Origin of the sequence: Dyadobacter sp. CY347 (assembly GCF_021502655.1) — a bacterium.
GTDB lineage: Bacteria > Bacteroidota > Bacteroidia > Cytophagales > Spirosomataceae > Dyadobacter.
The window spans coordinates 1,362,121-1,386,963 of the sequence record NZ_JAKFFT010000004.1 but is presented as its reverse complement, the minus strand read 5'-3'; the positions used below and the strand labels follow the sequence as shown (position 1 = coordinate 1,386,963).

Below are 24,843 nucleotides of genomic sequence, written 5' to 3'. Positions count from 1 at the left end.
TCAAAAATCGAACAATATGAAACTGAATTTCTCTCCCGGAAAGATAATGATTGCCATAGCAGCAGCTGCATCCGCATTAACAGGCTGCGAAGATGCCGGTTACCTCGACATTGACGCCGCCGACCGTCCGCCGCTGAGTGCGTACATTAGTTTTGTCAATGCCAGGCCGGTAAACACTGCACTGAGTTTCTGGACATTTACAGACAAGATCACGCCCACACCGGTTACGATCAACACGGCTTCGGACTACTATCCTACCGTGTTCGGCAATGTGCAGATCAACTTTACGGAAGGCACCAATACGAGTTATAAAGCTTCTTATCAATTTGGCAACAGCGCAACATTCAGCGCAACCGGTCGCCCGAATGGCCCTATCGCCACATTTTATCACACTGTTGTCGCAGCCAGGACGGCGAACAACAAAGCCGATTCGCTCATCCTTTTTTACGACGATCTTAAAACGCCGGAAGCCGGTAAAGCGAAGCTCCGCTTTGTGAACCTTGCCGTTGGAAGCGGCACTTTGAATGTGCTGAATGGCAATACGCCTTTGTTCAGTAATGTGGCCTATGGTCGCGCCGCGAACTCTGCATTGTCTGGTGAGGCATTGAGCGCATGGTCGCTGGGGCCATTCCAGAATGTCAGCCCGGGCTCATATCAGCTCAGTTTTGTCGATGCCGCGAATGGTAATGCCATCGGAAATCCCCAAACCGTCGCGCTGGAAGCCGGAAAGATTTACACCATCTTCACAAATGGCCTTATCAACGGCAGTCCGGCATTCGGGGTAAAAGTGCTGGAACATCCTGTAAAATAGGTGATTGGATTGGTGAAATGTTAGCGCAGAGCCGGGCATCAACATAAGTCCCAGCTCTACGTTAATGATACCTTTTCAAAATATCATCAATCCTGGGATCAGGAACCAGGTTAGTGGTGCCGGCCAGCACAACATCCTTATAATCCGGATGCATGGTATTGATGACGTAATTAAACGCTTCGGGCATCACTGCGGACGGCACTTTCAGGGCGATGGATTTTGCGTCCTGATACCATTTGTCTCCTATCGGTTGACATGCAGCGTAGTCATTTGGGTTCCTCCACGTAGGGCCTAAATCAGCTACGCTGATTTCCTCGACAGACACGGGATCAGGAACCGAGATAAACATAATCTGGAAATCGTCGTTAAACCCAACGCCTTGCCGCCTGACCATGTTTTCAAGAAATGCCAGCGGAATTGATTCTGCTGCATACAACACTTTATTACCAGCGCTATTCCAACGTCCCTGCATCCCGGATGCGAAAAAAGTTCCGCTATATATTTTATGGACAATCCTGTAAATCAGCATCCTTACACCGGATATCCTTGCGCCAACTTTTCCAATTCTTCTCCCAGAAAGTCGACGCCGCCCCCGGTTCCGAGCCAATCTGCGGGTTTTTCACTGGAGTTCCAGAACGGCTTTTGAAGCCAGTATTTAAATTCGTCCACATTGCCGAAAATCTGCTCGCCTTTCTCGAACAGCGCAATCAGCTTCAACAAATGCTCCCCATATAGTGGATCAAGATTTTTTTGGGATTCTTTATAATTGCTGATTGTCCTGGAAGAAAGATTGATCAAAGCTGCGAGATTCTTTTCGGGCATTTTGATCGCTTCGGCAAAATCATAAAACACCTTCGGCCTGAGGCCTTTACGCGCCGAAATCACCATAGCGAAGTTACTTCCAGTGTCAAGGTAAGTGAACTTTGCTTTCAGACTATGGTATGGTTGATTGCCGGATGTCTTCATGATTTTGAATGGTTTATACGAATATAAGAAATCTTTCTCTTTCAGAAACGAAAAATTTCAATATTTCCAGTTCTGCTGATTTATTTTGCTATTCCAGATGTCGGGGCCTATATTTGCCCTCAATAGACTTAGTCTAAATAAGACTTACAACACACCCTACGCTCTTGAAACCTGGCAGTGGCAACGGCCGGGCACTTAATTAAGTCAAAAAATCTGATGTTATTGAAGCCTTCTTTACTCCTCACAGCAATTGTTACCCTACTTCATTTTTACACGTTTGCGCAGACAACCGGTTCAAAAACGGCGACCATAAAAGGCAAAATCAGCGACGATAAGGGTTCTGTCGTAAGCTTTGTGACGATCCGGGTTAATGGGACCAGTATTGCTACTTTTTCTGATACTGATGGAACATTTACGCTGAAAGAAGTGCCTTACGGACATCAGGAGATCATGATTACGTCCGTCGAGATCAAAGCCAAAACCGCCAAATTTCACGTTCACAAACCTGCTCACGAGTTTAATGCGGTCGTTACCAAAACCGCCCAGGACCTGAACGAAGTGCAGATCGTTCAAAAAACAGAGAAGAAACAAATTGAAACACAGGGGTTTGCAGTTGCAGTCATTGAAACAAAGGAAGCTTCGCTCCGAAATTTAACCACCAATGAACTTCTGGACCGTGCCGTAGGCGTACGTGTCCGTCAGAACGGTGGCATCGGGTCGCGGGTGGAGTATAATCTGAATGGAATGTCGGGCAGTGCAGTTGGGATTTTCCTGGATGGAATTGAGATCTCGACGTACGGATCTTCTTTCAACTTGAACAACATTCCACCTGCCATGATCGAACGCATTGAGGTGTACAAAGGCGTGCTGCCTTCGCACCTGACGGGCGATTACGTTGGCGGGGCCATTAATGTGGTGTTGAAAAAAGATGCTTCTCAAAATAACATTACAGCTGCGGTTGCCTACGGGTCTTTCAACACATTCCAGGCTGACCTTTCCGGAATTTATCGCAACAAGCAGACGGGTTTCACCACCAGGGCTTCGGGCTTTTATACGTATACAGATAACAGCTACACCACATGGGGTAAGTTTTCCAAATTTGTGCATCCGGACAGAACATTGGAGCGTTATTACCGGGCCAAAAGATTCAATAATGCCTATAAATCCATCGGTGGCAGATTTGAAATCGGCTTTACGAATGTGAAATGGGCGGACCAATTCTTCCTGGGCTACAACATTTCAGACACTTACAGCGAGATCCCGCACGGAACCACCATGGCCAGGCCATATGTCGGCAGGTTTGGTGAGTATCAGGCGCATGTGGTCAGTTTGAATTATAATAAGAACAATTTTCTGGTTAAAGGCCTGGCGGTCAATGTGAATGCTGTCCGCAGTTATAGGAGCACATATGTTCAGGATACGGTTGGCCAGGTTTACAACTGGGACGGAAATCCCAGAATGCTGATCAGGAACGGCGAAGTGGTTCCCGTGCCGCCTACCCCCGGAATGGGCCAGCAAGGCGCCAAGAGCATTGTGGAAGTAAACCGGCAGATCACCAACATGCGTTCGAATTTGGGATATACCCTTTTTCCCGGACACCGGATTTCCCTGAACCATAAGCTCGAAACCACCGATAGGGACGACAATGATCTGCTGAACCCGGAAAGAAAGGAAATGGTCACCGTGAGCAGTGTGATGAATAACATTCTCGCCCTGAACTATGAAGCGCAGTTCCTGAGCGATAAGCTGAAAACCAATTTATTGGGAAAATACACTTCCAACCGCACCATTCAAACCCGCCCCGAGCTGATCGAACAAAACAGTGAGAATGTCATCAACAGGGTCCGGAACAAAACTGTAAACCATAACAGAGGATATGGTGCCACGGTTTCTTATAATGTATTTTCAAAAATGTACATCATAGGCTCCACCCAAAATGCCTACGTAACGGCCACAGAAAACCAGCTGTATGGAGATCCTGAGAACAATATCCTTGAAAACCCGGGCCTGATCCCTGAAAAGAACATCAATTACAATCTCGGCTTCCGCCACGGCCCTGTCCAGCTGGGAAAACATAAACTTACGCTGTACGCAAGCGCATTCTGGCGAAACGGCTTTGATAAAATTACCCAGCAGGCAGTCGAAAATGCGATTGTTCCGGGAAGGGAAAGCGATGCCGATATCCAGGTTACCAAATATGTGAATCTTGGACGGACACAATCGAGGGGATTTGAAGGTGAAGTGATTTATGTATACGACAACCGCCTGAACGCGCTCTTTAATTTCTCCAAGTTCAACACATTGTTCAAGCAGGAATTTGATCAAAAAGGAAATCCGCACGATCTGTACAATTTACAGCTGCCCAACGAGCCGTTTTTTACCATGAACGGCAGTGTTCAGTATCGTCTTAACGACAAATTTCAGAAAAATTCGATCCTTAATTTCTACTACAATACAGGCTTCGTAGGCGCATTCGGGACCGTATGGATGGAATCGGAATGGTTCACCACTCCTACCCAGTTTTACCACGATTTTGGCGCGAGTTACCGCTTTCCTAATGGTAAAATGGTCGCCAGCTTCGATCTTAAAAACATGCTGAATGCCGAAATGTACGACAATTTTGGTGTGCAAAAGCCGGGCAGAAGTATCTCCGTTAAATTGAATTACACAATTAGTAAATTTTTATAATAACTATTTTAAGATGAAAAAAAATCTGATAAGCGCGGTGATCCTGGGTTTGGCAATGACTTTTGCAGGCTGCAAAGACGACGTTACTGATCCGGATGGTGGTGGACAAACGCCCGTGAGCGAAAGAGAATTTATCTCATTAACTGCATCCATTCCGGACGAGGCGGGAACAGCGGGAAATGGTGGAACCATGGCGTACGCAATCACCCACGCGCAAGCGATCGACCCTAACTTTTCGGTGAATATTTACCAAAACGGCTTTGGCCTGAGGTCTGCGAGGACAGCCCGTGTGCAGGCGTCTGAGGACGGAACTGAGCTTTATAACATTCAGTATACTGGTGAAGATGGCGGGGTGTTCAATAAATATCTGGTTAAAGGCGCCAAAGATTACCAGGATACGGGCAACGAGTTAGACTTGTCGGATATCGTAGGAACTTCTCCCCGCTGGACCAAAGCGGCTGAGGATATCGGGATCGGCGTGCACCTGACGGGTAGCAAAACGGTAACGGAAGGCGCGGCGCCCAACCATGTTTTCAAATATACAAGGGGAAAAGTAAGGATTGCGGTAATCGATCTGAAAGACGCCAGAGTGCCTAATTCAACGGAATTTGATTTCCCTTTCCCGGCCGACCTGGAAGCACAGGGATATTCCGTTGGACGCATCGATGTGCCCGTTTTGAATGATGACAAAACAAAGATCTTGATCGGTTGCAACGTGAGCAAAATCAACCCTGGAAAGTTGTCTTACAACACAGCGGGAGAACCGGTTTGGGCGAACGACGCTGCCAACAGGACCATCGGAACGACGACACTTGTCGTGGATTATCCATCATTGCAGAACCCAAAACTGATCTATTCCACGCTTTCCAAAACCAACAACCACTCCTACCGCACCATGACGCAGTATGTAGGAAATGACGGCAATGTGTATCAGGCAACGGCTACGGGCGGAAAGGATATTTTACGTATCAACAAAAGCAACAACGAGTACGACAACGGTTACCAGTTTGACCTGGATGCAGCTTTGAGCTTAAAAGACACGCGGATCCAGGCTTGGAGATACATTCAGGACGGGATCGGCCTGGTGCTGTACAACATTGCAGGAAAAGGCGGATACATTGCATTAATTGACCTGAATGCAAAAACGGCGAACAAAATCAGCAATGACTATGAAGCAGGACTGGACTTCGGTCAGTATCAGAATCTTGCCGTAAGCGGAGATTTCGTATATGTTCCTTTAACACCAACCGGTGAAGCGGGTAAATTGTATGTGATCAACTGGAAAACCAAGGAAGTAATTAAAGGAAGCACGTTAACAGGTCAGTCGGGATCGAGCTATCTGGGTTCTTACTAGGAAGTGTTAATGTCAACTAAATAAAAGGAAATGCAGCATTTACGGTGCTGCATTTCCTTTTTTGTAACAACAAAATCACAAAACACACTGCATTTTATCCTGCCCTGACTATTGCGCCTAAAACAAAAATTAATACCTTTATTATTTGTAAGAAGTCTAAATAAGTTTGCTGTGCGAAATTTCGAAAAGATCAAGTCACCTTCCGCAAAAGCGGGCAAATCCAGGTTCCGAAAAGTGAATGATTTCCTGCATTTATGGCTGGGATTGATTTCGGGTGTGATCGTTTTCATAGTTTGTCTGACGGGCTGCATCTGGGTTTTTAATGCAGAGATCCTGGATATGCTCAATCCCGAAACACGCGTCGAGTGGCAGGATAAGCCCATATTGTCACCATCCGCGTTGCGCAAGATAGGCGAACAGGCGGTACCGGGCGAAAAGATCGATTATGCCTATTTTCAGCAGGGACGGGCGGCAATCGTACAGCTTGGAGACCACGAGCAAACACATTACGAAGTAAAACTCAACCCCTACTCAGGCAAGGTGCTCAGGATTGACCAGCACCAGAAAGGAAGCACAGACTTTTTCAGCTGGATCCTCAATGGTCACCGCTTTTTATGGATGCCTTTCGAAATTGGCCGGCCAATTGTGAATTACGGGACCCTGATTTTCGTAGTGCTGCTGATCACCGGGCTTATTTGGTGGTATCCCAAAAAGTGGAAGCAAAGTACGATTGACAAGAGCTTCAAAATCAAATGGAATGCGAGTTTCAAGCGCATTAACCTTGACCTCCATAATGTGCTGGGCTTCTATTCAATGCTTTTCCTGCTCGCTATTGCCTTAACGGGAATGGTTTATGGAATTGAATGGTACAGCAGGGGTTTATATTGGGTGACAACCGGCGTTACACTGCCGGAATACAAAGAGGCCAGCTCCGATAGTACGCTGGCTGGCAAGGGATTACCTGTTAACCAGGCGCTTGATGTGGCCTGGGCAAAAGTAATTGCGGAACATCCCGACACAAAAGGCTTCTTTTACAGCTACCCTGATCCGGCAGATGCCAAATCGGCCATAGAGATATACATTTATCCATCCGCAGGCCATTTTTACGACAATCGCAGCTATGCTTTTGACCGGCATACTTTGAAGGAAATCAAAGGTGATGCGGTCTATGGCGCTGAATTTGCGACTGCGTCTCTTGGCACAAAAATCCGAAAAATGAATTACGACATTCATGTAGGAAGCGTTCTGGGCTTTCCAGGCAAAGTCCTTGCTTTTCTTGCATCTCTCATCGGCGCATCGCTGCCGATCACGGGCTTCATTGTCTGGTGGAACCGCAAAGGGTTTGGCAAAAGCAAAAAGAGCAGCCGAAAACCAAGTCTCAAGCTAAGCCGCGAATCCGTTTAAAATAGCTTTCAGATTTCATACTAAGCATTAGCCAGGTTAAAATAGAACGTGCTACCCATTCCAATTTCGCTGGTTACGCCAATGCTGCCGCCTTGTGCCTCGATGAATTCCTTGCTGATGGCGAGCCCCAACCCCGTTCCGGTTTTCGAGCTGCCCGGAACCTGGAAGTAGCGGTCAAATATTTTAGTCCGGTAACGGCTGTCAATCCCTTTTCCTTCATCCCGGACCATAAACTGAACGCCCTGATCCGAGCCTGCAAGCTGAATGTGGATTTTGCCGTCCTGCGGCGAGTAGCGGACTGCATTGGTTAAAAAATTGATCAATACCCATGCCGTTTTTTCCATATCCGCTTTCACATCAGAAAGCTGCTCGGCTGCGTGCACGACGAGCTCGATGTTTTTCTGCTCAACAGACGTTTTCACGGCATCTATGGCGTATTTCAAAATATCATATGGGCTGCTTTGCTGAATGTTCAGCTGGATATTCCCGGTTTCAACCTGCGACATATTCAGCAGCTCACCCGTCATTTTCAGAAGGCGGTTACTATCCTCTTTAATGCTGGTCACCAGTTGTTTTTGTTCCTCATTCATCACGCCGGTATGCTGGCTTTCCAGCAGCTGCAAGCTCATTTTAATGGAAGCGATAGGCGTTTTCAGCTCATGGGAAACAGTGGCAATGAAATTCGTTTTGGCAAAATCGAGCTCCTTGAATGGTGTAATGTTCTTTAAAAGGATCACCTGCCCAATGAATTTTTTGACGCGCTCACCTGTCGGCACAATGGTGATATCGACAATTTCTTTTTCAAAATAGCTTTCCTTGTCATCAGCATAAATTTTCAGCGGCGCGTTGCCGGAATGTCCGTTTATTCCATTTCCACTATTTTTTTCCTGAATCAATGCCCGTATCAAATCGTTCTGCACCGCCAGCTCAACAGCAGATTTACCCAGCAAGTCGCTTGCCGCAATGCCCGAAATCCGGACGGCCTGATCATTGGCAAAGAGTATTTTTTTGTTTTCATCAAGGCCAATTACCGGCTCATGCATGTTGTTGATCAGCGCCTCAATCCGCTTCTTCTCGACCAAAATCTGGGAAAGGTTGCTGTTGTCATACTCTTCCAGCTTCTCAGCCATGGTGTTAAAAGAACTCGCCAGCTCACCAAATTCATCCTTACCCGAAAAATGCAGCCGCTCGGTATATTGCTTCGCTGCTATGGCGCGGATACTTTCCGTCAATTCCCGGATCGGGTTGCCAACATTGCCCGGCAGATTGATCAGCAGGGTCAGCGCGATCAGAAAACAAATGGTACCCGTGATCGCAATCCATATAAATGCAGACTGCACCGTCGCCAGCGCTTTATCACTTTTCGCACGGATCGCTTCCATATTGATCCGCGTGAGCTCTGCCAGATCATTCCGGATCAGGACAGGAAGCTGCTGGTTATCAGGATCTTTTCGCAGCAAACTGAAATGATCTGCCAATTTGCCCGTCACCTCTCCTTCGAGAGGTTCGGTTACATTCGACTCTTGTTGTTTCAGACTTCGCGCAAACCTGGTCCAGGCATCCGGGTCCGTTCGGATCTGGTCGATGGCCAGAAACATGCTCCTGCTGTAATCCAGTGTCTTGTAATTATCCTGCAAGATGTTCTGTGTATCTTCTTTGAGCGCGTAAATGTAGCTGGCGGCAATCAGCGACAATGCCAGGATCATTGAGAAAAGTACCCCAAGTCCGAGGCGCAGTTTGGTTTTGATTTTCATATACTAAAATCAGGATTTCAGGCGATATTATGACAAGATAACCAGGTCAATGTCCGATGCTGAAAGTTTTTTTAACAGATTATTAAAAACATTGGTGGCTAAAATGACCCTTAGCAGGTTAATATGCGGTTTTCCAAGGCAAATTGTCGTGATCTGCCGCTGCTCCGCAACCTGTATGATGGCTTCGGAAATGTTAGAATCCTGCACACGGATGATCTCAGCCCCCATTTCAGTGGCAAGTTTAAAGTTATTAATCAAATGCCGCTGCTTGTCCAACGCAATTTTGTCCTGGCTTTCCCTGGGCGTTTGCACGTAAAGTACAAACCATTTGCTGTTATAATAGCTGGCCAGTCGCGCCGTCTTGCGAATGACATGCCGGGCAGTGCTCTCATTGCTGCTGATACATGCCAAGAATTTCTCCCGCTTCGAGCCCACTAGCCTGGGAATTTCAGACTCCACTTTGCGCTCAACCTGACTGGCCACTTCTTTTAATGCAAGTTCGCGGAGTTGAAGGATATGGTCGGCTTTGAAAAAGTTGTTCAGCGCAGTCTGGATCTTCTCGGGTTTGTAAATTTTTCCTTCTTTCAGGCGCGTGATCAGCTCGTCAGCGGTTAAGTCAATGTTCACCACTTCGTCGGCCACGCCGAGCACGCTGTCCGGGATCCGCTCTTTCACTTCAACGCCGGTGATGCTCTTTACTTCCTCGTTCAGCGACTCAATGTGCTGAATATTAACAGCGCTGATCACATTAATGCCTGCTTCCAGGATTTCGAGCACATCCTGCCAGCGCTTGTCATTTTTACTGCCTTCAATGTTGGTGTGCGCAAGCTCGTCAACGATCACCACTTCGGGCCTCAGGCTTATAACCGCCTGCACATCCAGCTCATCGAGTTCTTTTCCTTTGTAAAAAAGCCTGCGCCGCGGAATCACCGGCAATCCATCCAGCAGATCGTGCGTTTCTTTCCGGTTATGGGTTTCAATGTATCCGATCTTGACATCGATGCCGTTGCGAAGCAGCGCATGCGCTTCCTGCAGCATCCGGAATGTTTTGCCAACACCAGCGCTCATGCCGATGTAAATTTTGAATTTTCCACGCCTGGATTTTTTGATCAGGTCCAGGAAATGCTGCGCGCTGGGGTTGGTTTCGGGCATTATTCAGGTTAGGGTTTAAATTGTTGATATGGATTAAAATGCGATTGAAAGCGAGGTGGTCAGAAAGAAATTATCTTTATTATTCAAGTCCTCAGCGCCGCTCCCATTCCTTTCCAAAAATATCGCGTCTTCACTCCTCAGGTTTCTCGCCTCCACGCGCCAGAGCACGCCGGGAAAAACAGCGTAGTCAATGTTGGCGGAGACGCCGAATGTTCTAAATCCGTGCTCAGTTCCTGTGGCAATGATCACACCATTTTTATCCTGAAAATATTCCACCCGCGCTGCGATATTCACTTTTGACGACGGCGAATAACGGGCGATCAGCACCGGTACAAACCATTTATTATAAGCATTGCTTCCCTTTGCCTTTTGCTCTGTTCCATAATCAAACCCGGTTGTCAAACCGAATTTTTCAGTCAATTGGAAAACACCATAAAGGTTGTGATGATAGCGCATTAACCGCACGCTGTCGGGCTTGTCATTTCCTGCAAATGTGCTGTAATTCAAAGTTACATTTGCTGCGGGCTTGTATGTAATTTGCGTTCCAAAGGCCGGCGTCGTATTTCCGTCAACCCGCTGGATCCGCTGCCATCCGTTCAGATACATCGCCGATAAATATAGCTTTTCGTCTTTGGTAGTAAATCCAAGTTTCACACCCGACTCGAAGTAAGGCGTATTTTCAGCCACCAGGCTCCTCGTCATTGCCCAGTTATCCTTCCCTATCGCACTTTCAAAACCGATATGAGAAGGCATAATCCCTGCGTCGATCCACAGGTTGGCGCTTTTTGAAATTTTTACACCTACATTAGCCTCAAAGACATTTTTAAGCACACCAGGCTCGGCGGCGTAATTGGCATTCATGTAAGTCCCGGTGGCCAGTGCCAGGTTCCCCCTGACGCGGTCAGTGGAATAGTTCGCCTTAATGAATCCCAGGTTCAGGTTCACCTCGCCGGCGCGGTTGAAATTATAGAGAAAGCCTGGCACCGTGTTATTCAACGGGAGGTTAAAATCATAATTGTAATAAGCTTCTGCATACCCGCTGATCGTCAAAGGATTTTTCGTTTCGGTCGAATCCTGCGCCATAGCCGGTTTTAAGATCACTAAACCTAATGCAGTCAATAATAAACTTTTCATTGAAATGGTAACTGTAAATGAATGTAGCGGCGCATTGAAATCGCTCCGGTCCCCGCGTCGCTGCTGGTAAGGACCGGGTTACTGTTATAATTTTTCCAAAGCCAGGTTCAGGCTCAGCACATTGACCTTTTCCGGCCCAAACAGGCCAATCAGCGGTTTTTCAGTATTGGAATCGATGATCTGTTTGATTTGATCTTCGGACACTTTGCGCACTGCTGCAATCCGTTTCACCTGCACCCATGCCGCCTTAGGCGAAATGTCCGGATCAAGCCCGCTGCCACTTGCTGTGACCAGTTCTACGGGGATATCCTTCTTGTCAACCCCGGGGTTATGGACCAAAAAAGTATCGATCCTAGCCTGCACCAGCGTTAGATATTCTGGATTGGAAGGTCCTTTGTTGCTGCCGCCAGAGCCAGCCGCATTGTATTCCACCGCCGACGGGCGGCTGTTGAAATACCGGTCCTCGGTAAATTTCTGTCCGATATTGGCATAGTACTTTTTACCGTGTGCTGTTACGGCTTCACCTTGTCCGTTGCCAGGTGCCAACTGCGCGATTGCCCAAACCACTGCCGGATAAACCACAAAGAAAAACACCAGCGTTACGATTGTCAGTTTGATAGCGGGAAATATGTTCGTTTTCATTTATTTAAATTTTTAACTTTATAAAAAATTGGAATCTATGGAAGCATTACTGCGCGTTCGTTCTTCTGAATTCACGGACGAACTGATTAACAAAATCAGGACATTATTGAGTGGCTCGCAAGACTCTGAAATCACGATCAGCATTACCGAAAAACCTTCAACTGGTATGCTTCGGATTGAAACCCGTGACGAGTATTTTTCAAGGCTGGATAAGTCACTTGAAAATTTCGAAAAGGGAAATGTCATCACTTTCAGTGGAGATGCATTTGACCAATTTGCAAAACACCTGGGCAATTCATGAGCCGAATTACCTTCGATACCATCGCCATCGAAGACCTGACTCAATGGTCCAAAAGCGAACCCCGGCTGGTAAAAAAAGTTTTTGAATTGATTACTGATATCCAAAAACATCCATTCGAAGGAATTGGTAAACCGGAAGGTCTCAAACATCAGTATAAGGGCTGTTGGAGCAGGCGTATTACTGATGAGCACCGACTCATATACAAGGTGCTTTCCGAAGGCGATATTTTCGTTTTGAGCGTTCATGGTCATTATGATCAATAATTTCTAAATCCAGATACTTACAACCAGATCAATGACTTTGATGCCGGCGAAGGGGATTAGCATGCCGCCGAGGCCGTAAATGAGCAGGTTTCTTCTGAGCAGGGCGCTGGCGCCGATTGGTTTGTAGGCTACTCCTTTCAATGCGAGCGGGATCAGGAAGGGAATGATCACGGCGTTGAAGATCACTGCCGACAGGATGGCGCTTTCGGGGCTGTTGAGCCGCATAATGTTAAGCCCTTGCAGCGCCGGGATACTCGCGATAAACAGGGCAGGTATGATCGCAAAATATTTGGCTACGTCGTTGGCAATGGAGAATGTGGTCAATGTGCCGCGGGTCATTAACAGCTGTTTCCCGATTTCGACGATCTCGATCAACTTGGTCGGGTCGTTATCCAGATCGACCATGTTACCTGCTTCCTTCGCTGCCTGCGTGCCGCTGTTCATGGCCACGCCAACATCTGCCTGCGCCAGCGCGGGCGCATCATTAGTGCCGTCACCCATCATGGCTACCAGTTTGCCGGCTTCCTGTTCTTTTTTAATGTAATTCATTTTATCCTCTGGCCTTGCCTCGGCAATGAAATCGTCCACACCCGCTTTTTCGGCGATAAATTTGGCCGTTAACGGATTGTCGCCGGTTACCATCACGGTTTTTACACCCATTTTCCGCAGCCGCTCGAAGCGCTCGCTGATGCCGGGCTTGATAATGTCCTGCAACTCTACCACACCTAATACGCGCTCGTTTTCAGAAACAACAAGCGGGGTCCCACCATTGCTGGAAATCGTTTTGACCGTTTCTTCAATTTCAGCAGGAAAGTCGTTTCCCGCGCTGTTAACCAGGTTACGGATCGAATCAAAGGCACCTTTACGGATGCGTGTATCCGCAAAGTCGACGCCTGAGCTGCGGGTTTCGGCGGTAAATTTGATGAATTTCGGGTCCGGGATCTGGTAAGTTGCGGGCGTTGCATTGGCGAGTTCCAGGATGGACTTTCCTTCCGGCGTTTCGTCGGCTATGGAGCTGAGCACAGCGGCTTTTACAAAATGGTTCTCGGTAATGCCTTTTGCAGCATGGAAATGGGTTGCCTTGCGGTTACCGATCGTGATGGTGCCTGTTTTGTCCAGCAAAAGCACATCAATATCTCCGGCCGTTTCTACGGCTTTCCCGGATTTGGTGATCACATTCGCCCGCAGCGCCCGGTCCATCCCGGCGATACCAATCGCAGACAGCAGCCCGCCGATCGTGGTAGGGATCAGGCAGACGAAAAGTGAGATGAATGCAGCAATGGTAATGGGCGTATTGGAATAATCGGCGAACGGTTTCAGCGTAACGCACACGATCACGAACACCAGCGTAAAGCCGGCCAACAGGATGGTCAATGCAATTTCGTTCGGTGTTTTCTGGCGACTGGCGCCTTCCACCAAAGCGATCATCTTATCCAGAAAGCTCTCGCCCGGCGCAGTGGTTACCATCACTTTGATCTTGTCCGAAAGCACCTTCGTTCCACCGGTTACGCTGCTTTTATCCCCTCCTGCTTCCCGGATCACCGGCGCAGATTCCCCGGTTATGGCGCTCTCGTCAATGGTGGCCAGACCTTCAATGATCTCCCCATCGGTAGCAATGTTGTCGCCTGCTTCACAAATGAATATATCCCCCTTTTTCATCTGGGCAGACATCACATTTTGCGTTGATACAGCAAAGCCTTGCTTGTTTTCGATGACCAGTTTGGCAGGTGTTTCCTCGCGCGTTTTACGCAAACTATCTGCTTGTGCTTTTCCCCTTGCTTCGGCGATGGCTTCCGCAAAGTTGGCAAACAACAGGGTTAGCAAAAGGATCAGGAAGATCACGAAATTGTAGCCGAAACTGCCCTGCGTCGTATTTCCCGACAAGATCCAGAGACAGACCACAAACATAACAAATGTGCCTATCTCAACGGTGAACATCACCGGGTTACGGAACAGGATCTTAGGATTTAATTTATAAAAAGACTCTCTCAGGGCATGACTGACCTGATCCTTCTGGAACAGGGATGCATTTTGATTTTTCATTTTTTTGGAGCAATTAGCTATCAGCATCTCGTGGTTAACCGTTTGGCTTCTAGCTGTTTTTGTAATTTATTCAATGTATTAATGCATGCTGAAATATTCGGCGATCGGGCCCAGCGTGAGCGACGGGAAGAATGACAGGGCGGTAATAATTACGATCACAGCCATCACCATCATTCCGAATGTGGCCGAGTCGGTGCGCAATGTTCCGGCGCTTTCCGGGATGTATTTTTTGTTTGCCAAAAGTCCTGCAATCGCCAACGGGCCGATGATGGGAATAAAGCGGGAAAGGATCAGCACAATGCCTGTTGTAATGTTCCACCAGAGATTATTGTCACCCAAACCCTCAAAACCACTGCCGTTATTGGCGGCCGACGAGGTATACTCATACAGCATTTCGCTGAACCCGTGAAAGCCTGGGTTGTTCAGATTAGCCAATGTAATGCCTGGAAATGCCGCTGCCAGCGCCGTTCCGGCGAGTATCAGAAGGGGATGCAAAAGCGCGACGATCATGGCGATCTTCATTTCCCGACCTTCGATTTTTTTACCTAAAAACTCAGGCGTGCGCCCAACCATTAAGCCGCTGATAAACACAGCCAGGATGATAAAGATGAAAAAATTCAGGATCCCGACCCCGCAACCGCCATAAAATGCATTGGTCATCATCGCCAGCAGCTGCATCATTCCGGATAGCGGCATACCGCTGTCGTGCATGGAATTGACAGATCCTGTTGAGATAACGGTGGTGGCTATACTCCAAAACCCGGAAGCGGCACTGCCCAGCCGGGTCTCCTTCCCTTCCATTGCGCCTGAGCCCATATCAATGCCCATTTGTGCGATCGCCGGATTGCCCTGAACTTCCCAGATCACTGTCGGAACGCAGAGTAACAGAAACCCGATGGTCATCACCCCGAAAATCATCCAGGCCATTTTCTTTCTTTTCAAAAAGAAACCCAACGCAAAGATCATAGCCAGCGGAATAATCATTTGAGAGAACATTTCAACCATATTTGTCAGGTAATTGGGATTTTCCAGCGGGTGTGCTGAGTTGGTCCCATAGAACCCGCCTCCGTTTGTGCCCAGATGCTTAATGGCAACAAATGCTGCGACCGGCCCCGTGGATACGCTGATTGAATCGCCCTGCATGCTGACAATTTGTTCCTTTCCCTCAAAAGTCATAGGTGTACCGCTAAAAGCCAGGATGCTGGCTACGACGATGGAGGCCGGCAACAGGATCCGCGTGCAGGAGATTAGCATTAGATGATAAAAATTTCCAAGCTTATCTGCCGTTTTTTTCTTTAAGGCAATAAACAGAATAACGGCTGCTGCCATGCCCGTTCCTGCGCTCACGAATTGTAAGAACATTAAAAACAGCTGCGACAAATAGCTCACGCCGCTTTCCCCTGAATAATGCTGCAGGTTGCAGTTGACTACAAACGATATGCTCGTATTGAATGCCAGGTCAGCGGTTTGCCCGGGGTTTCCATCCGGGTTCAGTGGCAGCCAGCCCTGGTTCATGAGTACGAACATGCCTAACAAAAACCAAACAAAATTGATGGTCAACATGGCTGTCAGATGCTGTTTCCAGTTCATATCTGCCTTCCGGTCGATGCCGCTAATGCGGAAGAACACGTTTTCGAGTGGATTGAATACGGGATCAAGGAGCGTTTTTTCACCCGCGTAAACTTTGGCAATGTACTTACCGAATGGGATTGCCATCAGGATTGTAATTGCATACATGGCGACGACGCCTAAAACTTCTGTGTTCATTTTATTAAAATTATGAGCAGCACTGAATTTTTAATGCAGGCCTGCAAAAGACATTGGAGTTAAAATTTCTCGGGTTTGATCAGCACGTAACACATGTAGACAAACACACCGACGGATACAATGAGTAATGCGGCCATGGTCAGATTTTCTCAAAAAGATGGACGGATTGATACAATAGCGCGAAGCAAAAACAGCCTGCGGCAAGTAAGAGGATTGTGAGCATGAGGTATGACAGTTAAGTGAATGTTTGTTAAATGACGCCGAACAAACCGGTCATCAGATAGTAAGCATTCCAAAGGCATACCAAAGTTTTCACTCATGACATAACTATTTATATATTAAACAGTTATGCCTTTTTTAGAAGAATTAAAAAAAATCAAACCTTATCATTTTGATAGGGCACCCTATCAAAAAAGTAGGATGTCCCTTGCGACCGACTGGTTAATGACCCGAACTTTGAAGACCGTATTCGTCGATCTTGCGGTAAAGTGTAGCGATCCCTATTTCCAGCAAACGGGCCGTTTCCGCCTTGTTCCCTTTGCAGTAATTGAGCACTTTCTGAATGTGTAATTTTTCGGTGCTTGCCATTGAAAAAGCGGAGAGCTGCTGGCTTTTTATTGGCAGTGATTGCTGAATATTTGATGGCAGACTTCCGACCTCCAACATGCCGTCGCTGATGATCACGGCCCTTTCAACCACGTTTTTCAATTCCCTGATGTTACCATTCCACTCGTAGCTTTCCAGCCGTTTTAGGAAATCTTTTGAATAGCCCAGGTTGGGCTTGTTGGTTTGCTTACAGAAATAATCAAGGAAAAAATCCAACAGCGCAGGAATGTCTTTAACCCTGTCCCGGAGCGGTGGCATCGGGATCTGAAACACATTTAATCTGAAATAAAGATCTGCCCTGAACTTGTGCTGCTCCGACTCTGACTTTAAATCGCGATTGGTGGCAGCAATCAGCCTGAAATTTGACTTGATGGTCTTGGTATCTCCCAGTTTTATGAACTCGTGGGTTTCCAGCACGCGCAGTAACTTGGCCTGCAATTCAAGGGGCAGCTCGCCAATTTCATCCAGAAATAATGTTCCATTGTGTGCCTCTTCCAGAAGCCCGCGCTTGTCTTTCAGCGCGCCTGTGAATGCGCCCTGTTTATACCCAAAAAGCTCACTTTCAATGATATCCCTTCCAAATGCGCTGCAATTCAGAGCGACAAAGTTTTTATCGGCACGAAGGCTGCTGTAATGGATCGCTTGCGCAAAAACTTCTTTTCCTGTGCCTGTTTCGCCCGTTAACAGCACTGCTGCGTCGGTTTTAGCCACTTTTTTAGCCAGGTCGATCGCGTCTGTTATAGGCTGCGAATTTCCGATGATCGTGTCGAAGGAAAATTTACTGGAAACAATCGCTTCCAGCTTTTTGACTTTCTTTTGAAGCTGCGCTTTTTCGATGGCTTTGTCCAGCAATGGCAGGATCCTGTCGTTGTCGTCTCCCTTCACAATGTAGTCCATCGCCCCGTTTTTCATGGCCTGGACCCCATCTGCAATGTTGCCGTTCGCCGTCAGTAAGATGATCTCGGCTTGCGGATTGCGGCTTTTCAAAACAGGAACCAACTCAACGCCATTTCCATCAGGCAACCTTACATCACAAAGGACCGCATCGATTGCAGGGTTATCAATGGCAGCAAGACCTGATTTACAATCCGCCGCTTCCAACACCTCAAAGCCTTCCGCCCGGATGATCCTGGCTAGCAGGGAGCGGAGCTTTTCTTCGTCATCAATGATTAAAACCGTTTTCAAAATCGTCTGTTTAATAGTTTCACCAACCCATCATGATGACAACCATTTCTCAAAATGATAAAAATTGAATGATATAACCAAGGATTCAGACATTAATAAAAACCTACTCGCTGCGTAATGATTTTACAGGGTTCATCAAAGCTGCTTTTACACTCTGGAATCCGACGGTCAGCAATGCTACAACAATAGTCACTAAAAGCGCGAGCAGGAAGAATGCAGGGTTCAGGTCAATTTTGTATTCAAAATTTTTCAGCCAGCCCGTCATCACCCACCAGCCTACCGGCGCTGACAATACAAATGCAATGCCGATCAACTGGATAAATTCCCTGCTAAATAGCCAGAGTATGCTTCCTGTGCTGGCGCCCAAAACTTTGCGGACACCCACTTCTTTGGTCCGTTGAACCACCATGAACAAAACGAGACCATACAGGCCCATACAGCCAATAAGTAATGCAACTCCGGCAAAAAAATTGATCAGGCTGCCCATGGTCTGCTCTTGCTGATAAGCTTCTTTAATTTGATCGTCGACAAACGACGGCTCGAAAAAGTTGTCTGTATATGCCTGATTATAAACCTTTTCCAATTGTTTTAATGCATGACTGTAACTGGCAGACCTTAACTGAATGTTGGCTGAATAAAAGCCGCTCGCCAGCGTCGTCAGGAATATAGGATTGATCTGTTGTTTGAGGTTCGATTGGTTGTAATCCTTTAATACACCGACAATTTCCAGGGGCGCAAAACCTCCTTTATGCAAAACCTTACCTACTACATCGGATGGTTGGGTAAAGCCCAGGCGTTTCATGAATGTCTCATTGATAAGCGCTTCACGCGCCGTATCGGAAGGCTGAACATTGCGTCCGGCAAGCAGTTTCAAATCATACAAACCTATATAATCTGCATCGATCCAGGCTTGCTGCGGCGCATATGGCTCTTCGTTAGGCCGGCTGTCAAAACGCACGACCGTCTGGCTTGTCCAGCCCGACTGGGGCGGCCCGCCCATGGAGTAACTTACCTGGCTTACTTCCGGTAGGGCTGCGGCCAGGTTACGGAATGTCCTCATCTTGCCAATGTCCTGGGCGGGGAGGTTCGGCAGGCTCACGGTTATGATGGCATCCTTGCGAAAACCCAGATCTTTGGACTGTACGTAACTCAGCTGATTGGCTACCACAATTAATCCGATCACAAGCATTTGCGAAATGGCAAACTGCATCACGACTAATCCGCGTCTGAGCGAAAAACCACCCGCCTGCTGCGCAGTTAGCCGGCCCGCCAGTGCGACTACCGGACGGAAACCAGCCAGAACTAATGAAGGATATAATCCCGCCAGCAGGATTACTGCCAAGACAAGTAATGCCAACCACCCTGCTACCAATGGTGAAAAATAAAACGTAAACCGGAATGGGCCGTGCAGATAGGTTTGCGCCAGAATTTGGCCATAATGAAATATACATATTCCCAGCGCCAGCGCTGCCAGCACGATCAGCGTCGTTTCGCCCATAAATTGCCAGAAAAGTTGTGTTTTTGTACTTCCCAGCACTTTTCTGACGCCAACTTCTCGTGCCCGCCTTAGCGCCTGCGCCGTGGCCAGGTTCACAAAATTGATACACGCCGTTCCAATCAGCAAAAGGCCAATCAGAAATAGTGATAATAACAAATTCTGGCTGACACCTCCATACTCAGGCGATAAATGCATCTCACCGAAGAAAATGGCCGGGTAGGATGTTTCTTTAATTTTTTTGGGATTATATTTTTTGATAAAAGACGGTAATTCCCGTTCCCAGTCGGACACCGTAAATCGGTCGTTGAATAGCGCGAAACAATGTGTGCTGCCATTTGTGTTGTCAAAAGGTTGCTCTTCCGGGCGCCCGTTAAGCTGCTCTTTGAGAGATCCCCATGAAGCCATGATCGAATAAGCCAGGTCGGTATCATCGCGATAATCGGCAAAGACACCTACTACGCGTGCCGGAATGCGGGCATCGAGGCGGACAACGCGGTTTATAATGTTGGTTGTGGTCCCGAAGCATTTACGCGCCATTTCGGCACTCATCACCACGGTGCCCGGCTGATCGAGTGCATCAGGCCCTCCCGCAAGCCAGGTGTAGTCAAAAATTTCAAAGTAGGCCGGTTCTACAAACGCGCCGCGGTTATTTTTGTCTTTTATTTTTTTATCGGCCTTTTGTCCATCTGGCACCGATACCATAGGTGAATACCATTCATCCAGCATCGCCACGCTTTTGAGCTCAGGATAGTCGTTCCGGACAGCCTGACCGAATGGATACGGAATGCCCTGAATGTTGAACTCATTGGTTGGCGACTTGAACCGCGATGTGAATTGATAGATGCGGTTGTAATTGCTGTGATGGCGATCGGTTTGGTAATGGAAACGGACGAGCGCAAAAATCAGCAGGGCGCACCCCATACCGAGGGACAAACCGGTAATATTAATGAATGCATAAGCCTGGTTCTTGCGCAAGTTGCGCCACGCAATTTTAATGTAGTTCAGTAGCATGGTTCTGGATCATTAGGCCGGGGACCATCCGGGTGGAGTATTGTTTTACCCTACCAGCCAAATTATTATACCATCGGCTCAAAACAGCCTTTCCAGGCGCTGGAAGGCTTTTCTAAGCCAGCAAGATGTACGATTTCGAACTACCATGTCCGGTTATACGCATTGCTTTTTACTCCTCTTTCAGATATTTGCGGAATGACTTTATGCCCAGGCGGAGGAATGTGATGGATAAGTACAGCATATAAATCGTAAGCGTGATAAATATGACATTGGCTGCGATTCCGAGCACTATGGGCCCGGTGGGTCCGACATAATCGTTCATTGTATTGGCAGTTTGGTTGTAACCATAAGTTAACATCATTTTACAATTTGATCCAAGTAAATACAATGCTTTTTCTGATTGTCGTGTATTTTGGAATGTAAAAATTATTTAAACCTTATGTTTGACAGGAAAAGATTTTACATTTAAAAACTTTAAAAACAACCCTGCGCAAAATGATGAGACTTGTTTCTATACTTTTTTTAATGCTCGTGGTGATCGGTCACCTGGACTGTTCCGCCCAGAAAGCATCATCGAGCCGAAGCGCTTCCGGTAAGCCGGGGATTATTACAGGTGCGGACCAGACTGGAAAATATTTGGCGTATCTGAAAGGAAAACGAATCGGTCTGGTTGCCAATCAGAGTTCGGTCATTGGCAGGAAAAGCAGTGTTGACAGTCTGTTAAGCCTAGGCATTAACATTGTAAAAGTGTTTGGACCTGAGCATGGTTTCAGAGGCAATGCGAGCAACGGAGCTGTGGTAAGTAATGAGATCGATACAAAGACGGGCATTCCGATCATTTCTTTATATGGAAAAAATCAAAAACCAAAAAAGGAACAGCTCGCGGACGTTGACCTCATGGTCTTCGACATCCAGGATGTGGGGTGCCGGTATTATACGAATATCAATACGCTCGAGTATGTGATGGAAGCCTGCGCGGAAAATGACAAAGAACTGCTGATTCTCGACCGGCCCAATCCCAATGCATATGTTGTAGACGGACCGGTGATGACGGATGACAGATTCAAATCGGCCATTGGAATCCATTATATTCCTATGACACACGGCATGACGATCGGTGAATTTGCACAATACCTGAATGGAGAAGGATATATGAATGCAAAATGCAAGCTAAAAATCATTAAGGTTGCAAACTATGACCATGATATGCCTTACGAACTCCCGATCAATCCTTCCCCCAACTTAAATACGCAGCAAGCTGTCATGCTGTTTCCCAGCTTATGCATGTTCGAAGGCACGGCTATCAATGAAGGCCGGGGGACGCAAATGCCATTTACTATTCTCGGCGCACCCGCATTGAAAGGCAAATACGCATTTTCATACAAACCCGTGAGTATTCCCGGCATGAGCGAGCACCCAAACCATAAGGACTCCGTTTGTTACGGCCTCGACCTTCGTACTTATGATATCGAAAAGCTCCGTGCGAGCCGGCAGCTTAATTTGTCCTGGCTCATTGAGCTTTACAATGCATATCCTGATAAAGCCAAATTTTTCACACCCGGAAGGGCAAACCAGGACATTTCTGCATTCGATCTGCGCATTGGAACCGATTCGTTGAGAAAGCAGATCATAGCTGGCGTATCGGAAGCTGACATTCGGAAGAGCTGGGAGCCCGGTTTGCAGAAATTTAAAGCGATACGAATGAAATATTTGCTGTATCCATAGTGATCTGTTCAATAGACTTTTACCTGGCCATCAGCATTAAATAAAATTCGAAAGGGCATAAGTAGAAATTATAGTTTTTGTTTTATATATAAAATTGTTATATATAAATATTACTAAACATAATTCTATTTATGCTCGCACATTACTTAACACTTTCACTTCGCCGCATGTGGCGGCAGCGCCAAGTCAATGCGATCCGTGTATTGAGCCTTGCCTTAGGGCTTGCAAGCGGTCTGGTGATCTTTCTGGTCGTGAACTATATGTTCAGTTTTGACCGCCATCATCCGCATATGGACTGCTCCTACTGGGTGGTAACGGATGTTAAAAGAGAAAATGTGATGCCAACGGATGCTGCCCCGCGTCCTCTTGCAGACGAGCTCCGCCGCAATTACCCGTTTATTGAAAATGCAACGCGGCTGGAAACGGTGTTTGGCCGCACCATCAGCGTCCCGAATGGCAAAAAAGGCTGGACAAAAAAGTTTAATGAAGCCCGCAATGTTTGCTTCGCCGAACCTCAGTATTTTAATCATTTTCTGGTAGAATGGGTTTCAGGAAATGCCGCAACGGCGCTCAGCTCGCCGAATACGATTGTGATCAGCGAGCGCTATGCACAAAAATATTTCGATCAGGCAGAACCGATCGGTCGGACGCTGCGACTGGATAATCGTGTAAACCTTACCGTTACGGGCATCATCAAAAACCCGCCTGCCAACACCCAACTCCGTTATGACGCATTGATTTCCTACGCGACCATTCCGGGGTTGGAGCAAAGCGGCGGAATGCAGGATTGGGAAGGCCTTCAAAGCATGTGCTTTGTGCTGCTGCGTGAAGGGACCAACCCCGCACAGCTGGCAAGTGCTTTGGAAGAAGTCCGTAAAAAAAACCTGTCAGCCGAAAAGGCAGCACAATTTGCCTATCATATGCTGCCATTGGCGGACCTTAATCATGAGCGCAGCGGCATGGCTCCGCGTCCGGTTTTATATGCTTTGATTGCGGTTGGATTGCTTCTGGTGTTTGCTTCGTGCATCAATTACGTCAACCTGGCCACTGCCCAGGCATTGCAGCGGTCGCAGGAAGTTGGTGTTCGCAAGATCATCGGCAGCAGCCAGTTCCAGCTGGTCAGGCAGTTTATGCTGGAAACTGTCATGCTGACTTTCTTTGCTGTTATCATTTCATTAATGCTGACGCAGCTTGCGATGCCGCTTGTTAACCAGACATTAGCCAAGCAGGTGGATATGCTCCATCCCGCGATTTCTATCCTTGATTTATTGCATCCAAAAAGCCTGCAATGGTTCCTCGCATTGCTTGCAGCCGTGATCCTGCTGGCAGGTTTGTATCCGGCCCTGGTATTGTCCAGATTTAACCCAACCCAAGCACTGGCCGGCCAGTTAACGACTCAGACCGTGGGCGGCTTTACGATCAGGAGAACATTGATCACCGGGCAATTTATCCTTTCACAATTGTTCCTGATCATTGTCCTGGTGATTTCGGCCCAACTAAAACACATGCAAAAAGTGGATTGGGGTTTTAACCATGAACGAAAACTGACTGTGTGGCTTTCCCGAGGTAACGCCGCTCCTTATGACCAGTTGCGTCAGAGCTGGTTGCAGCTGCCGGGCGTGGAAAGTGTAACCTATGCCAGTGATCCTCCCGCTTCACCTTATAACCAGCCCACACCATTCAATTACCATATTGCCTCCAAACCCGAGCCGTTCGAGACCAGGCTGCGGGCTGCTGATGAATATTATCTGTCTTCATTCGGATTAACGCTTGTGGCAGGACGCAACTTCCGGTCCACGGACACCACTGCCCAGGAAGTCATTGTGAATGAAACACTTGTGCGGCAACTGGGCGTTCTGCCCTCCAATGTGGTTGGCAAACGTATGCGGGTAAAAGATGCAGACCGCATTATAGTGGGCGTCGTGAAGGACTTCCGCATCGGGGATTTGCACCAGCCTGTTTTACCTACCACCATTGTTCACGACCTGGGCCACACGATGATGGCCGTGCTGACATTATCTCCAACTTATCCGCAGGCCACATTAAAAGGCATTGAGCAGGTTTGGGACGAAGTAATGCCGCATTATGTCTACAAAGCGGATCGCCTGGATGATATGCTAGGGTCATTCTTTGACATTGAGCAGCTGTTGGCAGGGTTTGTACAAATATTCGCCTTCATCGCCATGGCCATGAGTTGCCTGGGGCTTTACGGACTGGTTACTTTCATGGCCGAGGGCCGCGCGAAGGAAATCGGGGTTCGCAGGATTTTGGGTGCGCGCACGCGACAGTTGCTTTGGATATTCGGCAAAGAATTCGGGCGCCTGATCTTGATCGCCTTTGTAGTCGCCGCTCCACTGGGCTGGTGGCTTACCGGAAGCTGGCTGCAGCAATATGCCCACAGGATCACCACGAGCGGCTGGCTGCTGGCAGCAACATTATGCATTACGGCATTGATCACCGCATTAACGATATTGGGACATGCATTTAAAGCCGTGATGCAAAATCCGATCAAATATCTCAGGGCACAGTAAGCACGGAA

The 24,843-nt window shown here is 47.6% G+C and carries 20 protein-coding genes; 8 read left to right on the top strand and 12 right to left on the bottom strand.

The genetic code is table 11. The features are described 5' to 3' along the window. Window positions 1–16: 16 nt before the first annotated feature. Window positions 17–811 carry a DUF4397 domain-containing protein gene (locus tag L0659_RS13980; protein ID WP_235126737.1) on the top strand — a complete coding sequence of 265 codons (795 nt, stop codon included), beginning with the start codon at window positions 17–19 and terminating at the stop codon, window positions 809–811. 61 nt (window positions 812–872) lie between these two features. Here L0659_RS13980 and L0659_RS13975 read toward each other — a convergent pair whose 3' ends face one another. Further along, window positions 873–1,340: an RES family NAD+ phosphorylase gene (locus L0659_RS13975; RefSeq protein ID WP_235126736.1), complete on the bottom strand. Its 468-nt coding sequence runs from the start codon at window positions 1,338–1,340 to the stop codon at window positions 873–875. A gap of 2 nt (window positions 1,341–1,342) precedes the next feature. Continuing rightward, window positions 1,343–1,777, bottom strand: a complete 435-nt coding sequence (locus L0659_RS13970; protein ID WP_235126735.1) for an antitoxin Xre-like helix-turn-helix domain-containing protein — start codon at window positions 1,775–1,777, stop codon at window positions 1,343–1,345. 216 nt (window positions 1,778–1,993) lie between these two features. On the opposite strand from L0659_RS13970, the gene L0659_RS13965 reads away from it, so the two are divergent. The 3 genes from L0659_RS13965 (at window position 1,994) to L0659_RS13955 (ending at window position 7,223) form a co-directional block, all read left to right on the top strand. Then, a complete protein-coding gene (locus L0659_RS13965) occupies window positions 1,994–4,465 on the top strand; it encodes a TonB-dependent receptor plug domain-containing protein (protein WP_235126733.1) in 2,472 nt (823 codons plus the stop codon). A gap of 13 nt (window positions 4,466–4,478) precedes the next feature. Further along, window positions 4,479–5,819, top strand: a complete 1,341-nt coding sequence (locus L0659_RS13960; RefSeq protein WP_235126732.1) for a hypothetical protein — start codon at window positions 4,479–4,481, stop codon at window positions 5,817–5,819. A 171-nt stretch (window positions 5,820–5,990) separates the two neighbouring features. After that, a complete protein-coding gene (locus L0659_RS13955) occupies window positions 5,991–7,223 on the top strand; it encodes a PepSY domain-containing protein (RefSeq protein WP_235126731.1) in 1,233 nt (410 codons plus the stop codon). 20 nt (window positions 7,224–7,243) lie between these two features. On the opposite strand, the gene L0659_RS13950 is transcribed toward L0659_RS13955, so the two are convergent. From L0659_RS13950 to L0659_RS13935, 4 genes are all read right to left on the bottom strand, one after another. Continuing rightward, window positions 7,244–8,977: an ATP-binding protein gene (locus L0659_RS13950; protein ID WP_235126730.1), complete on the bottom strand. Its 1,734-nt coding sequence runs from the start codon at window positions 8,975–8,977 to the stop codon at window positions 7,244–7,246. Window positions 8,978–9,004: 27 nt separating this feature from the next. After that, window positions 9,005–10,129 carry a sensor protein KdpD gene (locus L0659_RS13945; protein WP_235126729.1) on the bottom strand — a complete coding sequence of 375 codons (1,125 nt, stop codon included), beginning with the start codon at window positions 10,127–10,129 and terminating at the stop codon, window positions 9,005–9,007. Between the two features lie 33 nt (window positions 10,130–10,162). Next, complete coding sequence (locus tag L0659_RS13940) at window positions 10,163–11,263, bottom strand: porin (RefSeq protein WP_235126728.1); 1,101 nt, start codon at window positions 11,261–11,263, stop codon at window positions 10,163–10,165. Between the two features lie 84 nt (window positions 11,264–11,347). Next, window positions 11,348–11,905 (bottom strand): K(+)-transporting ATPase subunit C, encoded by a 558-nt coding sequence (locus tag L0659_RS13935; RefSeq protein ID WP_235126727.1) that lies wholly within the window; start codon window positions 11,903–11,905, stop codon window positions 11,348–11,350. Between the two features lie 37 nt (window positions 11,906–11,942). Between L0659_RS13935 and L0659_RS13930 the strand changes: the two genes are divergently transcribed. Both L0659_RS13930 and L0659_RS13925 read left to right on the top strand, forming a co-directional pair. Next, a complete protein-coding gene (locus L0659_RS13930; RefSeq protein ID WP_235126726.1) occupies window positions 11,943–12,206 on the top strand; it encodes a hypothetical protein in 264 nt (87 codons plus the stop codon). Then, window positions 12,203–12,469, top strand: coding sequence for a Txe/YoeB family addiction module toxin (locus L0659_RS13925; protein WP_235126725.1), 267 nt, complete (start codon window positions 12,203–12,205; stop codon window positions 12,467–12,469). The genes L0659_RS13930 and L0659_RS13925 overlap by 4 nt, the downstream gene beginning before the upstream one ends. Before the next feature lie 3 nt (window positions 12,470–12,472). Here L0659_RS13925 and kdpB read toward each other — a convergent pair whose 3' ends face one another. The 6 genes from kdpB to L0659_RS13900 form a co-directional block, all read right to left on the bottom strand. Further along, complete coding sequence (gene kdpB, locus L0659_RS13920) at window positions 12,473–14,512, bottom strand: potassium-transporting ATPase subunit KdpB (protein WP_235126724.1); 2,040 nt, start codon at window positions 14,510–14,512, stop codon at window positions 12,473–12,475. Window positions 14,513–14,590: 78 nt separating this feature from the next. Next, window positions 14,591–16,279: a potassium-transporting ATPase subunit KdpA gene (gene kdpA / locus L0659_RS13915; RefSeq protein ID WP_235126723.1), complete on the bottom strand. Its 1,689-nt coding sequence runs from the start codon at window positions 16,277–16,279 to the stop codon at window positions 14,591–14,593. Between the two features lie 59 nt (window positions 16,280–16,338). After that, entirely contained in the window at window positions 16,339–16,416 is a 78-nt protein-coding gene (kdpF, locus tag L0659_RS26550) for a K(+)-transporting ATPase subunit F (protein WP_409019080.1), read from the bottom strand. Between the two features lie 304 nt (window positions 16,417–16,720). Next, the gene (locus L0659_RS13910; RefSeq protein WP_235126722.1) at window positions 16,721–18,070 is read right to left on the bottom strand and encodes a sigma-54 dependent transcriptional regulator; all 1,350 of its coding nucleotides are present in this window, start codon (window positions 18,068–18,070) and stop codon (window positions 16,721–16,723) included. 103 nt (window positions 18,071–18,173) lie between these two features. Continuing rightward, window positions 18,174–20,579 carry an ABC transporter permease gene (locus L0659_RS13905; RefSeq protein ID WP_235126720.1) on the bottom strand — a complete coding sequence of 802 codons (2,406 nt, stop codon included), beginning with the start codon at window positions 20,577–20,579 and terminating at the stop codon, window positions 18,174–18,176. A gap of 169 nt (window positions 20,580–20,748) precedes the next feature. Further along, window positions 20,749–20,940: a hypothetical protein gene (locus L0659_RS13900; protein WP_235126718.1), complete on the bottom strand. Its 192-nt coding sequence runs from the start codon at window positions 20,938–20,940 to the stop codon at window positions 20,749–20,751. A gap of 134 nt (window positions 20,941–21,074) precedes the next feature. On the opposite strand from L0659_RS13900, the gene L0659_RS13895 reads away from it, so the two are divergent. Then, entirely contained in the window at window positions 21,075–22,304 is a 1,230-nt protein-coding gene (locus tag L0659_RS13895) for an exo-beta-N-acetylmuramidase NamZ domain-containing protein (RefSeq protein ID WP_235126717.1), read from the top strand. Between the two features lie 131 nt (window positions 22,305–22,435). Continuing rightward, window positions 22,436–24,835, top strand: a complete 2,400-nt coding sequence (locus L0659_RS13890) for an ABC transporter permease (protein WP_235126716.1) — start codon at window positions 22,436–22,438, stop codon at window positions 24,833–24,835. Window positions 24,836–24,843: the final 8 nt, after the last annotated feature.